We start from the raw sequence: 3,061 nt of genomic DNA on the forward strand, positions 1-3,061 counted from the left end.
AGGTGTTGCTCAAAATCATTTTTCACAGGCAGGACACGCAGGAATTATTGAAAAAACTGCTGGAACGGAAGAAGCCAGAAACCCCTTAGTTTACTAAGGGCGCAATTATACACCACCCAGAGGTTGGTGCATTGCGTTCTCCGAAGGCTCCTCGCCGGAGGGCTGTGATTTTACGCAGACATGATCTGCTCCAAATCATACAGGGGACGCTACGCTTCCCCTGCGCTGGCTACCACCAGCTGCCCTTTTGTGGACTTGCCATCTGGGGACACCTTGCGTTGCAAGCTGTTCCCAGCCGACAAGTTTGAAGTTATAAGTGGATTTTTGCGAAGCTGTATGATACTATTATTTTATAACGCTTTGAAAATTCGTGGATTACTTAACAAATTAGAAGGAGGTATTTTATATGTTTAAAAAAGCTTTTTGGGTTCCTTATGAGGATAGTGCCAATTACCCAACTCTTGCAAAAACTATGGAAGCAATTTCAAAGTATTGTGAAGAAAATGGTAAGTCTTATACATTTATTAACGATGACGAAGTGGAGATAAATGGAAAAAGATATGAAATATATAGGGGCTACGAAAATGGTAGTAGGGGAAATTACGGCATAAAATGTAAAGAAAAATAAATCCAGTTTGTTATTCTACACACATTGGGTCAACTTGTCCCGAACTTTCACAACTAAATACCCGCCGCTTACACAGCGGCACACCGAGCAGGAAATCTGAAAAAGGTCTCCTGCTTTTTTTCTGCCCAAAATGAGGTGGTAAAACGCCACCCCATCCACCAAGCATAGAAAGGAGGGATACGAAATGCCCTGTCCACACAACGAAATCTCGATTGTTCAGCGCAGCCAACAGCAGTCTGCGGTTGCCGCCGCTGCCTACCAGAGCGGCGAAAAGCTGTTCTGTGAATACGACCAAGAAGTGAAGCACTACCCAGAAAAGCGAGGTATCGTCCACAATGAAATCCTGCTCCCGGCAAATGCCCCGCCGGAGTATGCAGACCGCAATACTTTATGGAACGCCGCCGAAGCTGTGGAGAAACAATGGAACTCCCAGCTTGCAAGGCGGTGGGTGCTTACCATTCCCAGAGAGATACCGCCCGACCAGTACGCTGTCCTTGTCCGGGAGTTCTGCCAGCAACAGTTTGTTTCCAAAGGCATGATTGCTGACTTTGCCATCCATGACCCCCACCCGCCGGGACACAATCCTCACGCCCATGTCCTGCTCACTATGAGGGCAATGGACGAACATGGGAAATGGCTTTCCAAGAGCCGCAAGGTTTATGACCTTGACGAGAACGGGGAACGGATAAAGCTGCCATCCGGCAGGTGGAAAAGCCACAAGGAGGATACGGTGGACTGGAACGACCAGAAGTATTGTGAAATCTGGCGGCATGAATGGGAGGTCATCCAGAACCGCTATCTGGAAGCCAATGATCGCCCGGAGCGTGTGGACTTGCGTTCCTATGCCAGACAGGGGCTTGATATTATCCCTACTGTCCATGAGGGTGCTGCTGTCCGGCAGATGGAAAAGCGAGGTATCCAGACGAATATCGGCAACCTGAACCGGGAAATCAGAGCCGCCAACCGCCTGATGAAGTCCATCCGGCAGCTTATCCAAAACCTCAAAGGCTGGATTACCGAGCTGGGAGAAAAACGGAAAGAACTGCTTGCACAAAAGGCGGCGGAGGAAGCAACACTTCTTCCCAATCTGCTGATGAAGTATATGGAGATACGAAAGGAAGAACGGAAGGACTGGACAAGGGCTGGACAGAACCGGGGGACTTCACAGGACTTAAAGGCAGTTAGCGAAGCCCTGTCCTATCTCCGGCAAAAGGGGCTTTCCACTGTGGAGGACTTAGAAGCATTTCTGGAATCTTCCGGGAAATCAGCCGCAGATTACCGCAATCAGATGAAGCCAAAGGAAGCCCGCAGCAAAGTGATTGACGGGATTCTTGCCAGCCGGACAGACTGCAAAGAATGTAAGGCTGTCTATGAGAAGTACCAGAAGATATTTTTTAAGAAAACAAAGGAAAAATTCAAACAGGAACACCCGGAGGTTGCCCGGTATGCGAAAGCCACCGCCTACCTTGCCAAGCACCCGGACGATAAGGACAGCACCCAAAAGGAACTGCAAGAGGAGCAGGAAACGCTTCTGGAAGAAATCGCAGAACTGAAAGTACCGCTGACCGAGGTACAGGAGGATTTGAAGAAGCTGCGGGACATCCGCTACTGGGTACGGAAAGCCACCCCCGGCACAGAGGAAAGCAAAGAGCTGCCCAAGAAACAGCCTATCAAAGAAGTCTTGCAGGATAAGACTGACGAGAAAAAAGCACAAAGAACCGCCCCGGCGCAGACGAAACACAGACAACAGGATATGGAACTTTAACAGGCACTTGCCATTTTCAAGCAGAGAATGTCAGGTGCTTTTCTTATTTTCAAGGAGGGATAGATTTGAATGTATTTGAAGCTGTGAAGCAGTCCGTCACAACAAGACAGGCTGCGGAGCATTATGGAATCCATGTAGGTCGGAACGGGATGGCTTGCTGCCCGTTCCATAACGATAAAACCCCAAGCATGAAGCTGGATCGGCGTTACCACTGCTTCGGCTGCGGTGCGGATGGGGATGTGATTGATTTTGCCGCCGCCCTGTATGGGCTGGGAAAGAAAGAAGCCGCCGTACAGCTGGCACAGGACTTCGGGCTTTCCTATGAGGACTGGAAACCGCCGGGGAAGGTAAAAAAGCCCAAGCCCCGGCAGAAATCCCAGGAGGAACAGTTTCAGGAAGCAAAGAGCCGCTGCTTCCGTATTCTTGCCGATTATCTTCACTTGCTTCGGGCATGGAGAAAGGATTATGCCCCGCACTCCCCGGAGGAAGCCTTACATCCACGGTTTGTGGAAGCCTTACAGAAGCAAGACCAAGTGGAATATCTGCTGGATGTGCTGCTCTTTGGGGAGACAGAGGAAAAAGCAGCTTTGATTACGGACTACGGAAAGGATGTGATACAGCTTGAAAAGCGAATGGCAGAGCTTGCAGCCGCAGACGCAGCAAGAACT

General features: G+C 49.7%; 3 protein-coding genes and 1 pseudogene. All 4 read left to right on the plus strand.

Going from position 1 to position 3,061, the window contains the following annotated elements:
• A pseudogene (locus tag DW806_RS04825) lies at window positions 1-89 on the plus strand (DUF3847 domain-containing protein); the annotation flags it as partial.
• A 317-nt stretch (window positions 90-406) separates the two neighbouring features.
• On the plus strand, window positions 407-628 hold the full coding sequence (locus tag DW806_RS04830) for a DUF4318 domain-containing protein (protein WP_002596507.1): 222 nt from the start codon (window positions 407-409) through the stop codon (window positions 626-628).
• A 184-nt stretch (window positions 629-812) separates the two neighbouring features.
• Entirely contained in the window at window positions 813-2,393 is a 1,581-nt protein-coding gene (mobQ, locus tag DW806_RS04835) for a MobQ family relaxase (protein ID WP_118729273.1), read from the plus strand.
• A 65-nt stretch (window positions 2,394-2,458) separates the two neighbouring features.
• The coding region (locus DW806_RS04840) for a CHC2 zinc finger domain-containing protein (protein ID WP_118729274.1) at window positions 2,459-3,061 on the plus strand (603 nt) is incomplete at its 3' end.

Origin of the sequence: Butyricicoccus sp. AM32-19, assembly GCF_003480365.1 — a bacterium.
GTDB lineage: Bacteria > Bacillota > Clostridia > Oscillospirales > Butyricicoccaceae > Agathobaculum > Agathobaculum butyriciproducens.

What these genes read in the sequence shown, in the direction of transcription:
- mobQ (WP_118729273.1), top strand. Translation starts at nt 813, where the DNA reads ATGCCCTGTCCACACAACGAAATCTCGATTGTTCAGCGCAGCCAACAG.
- DW806_RS04830 (WP_002596507.1), top strand. Translation starts at nt 407, where the DNA reads ATGTTTAAAAAAGCTTTTTGGGTTCCTTATGAGGATAGTGCCAATTAC.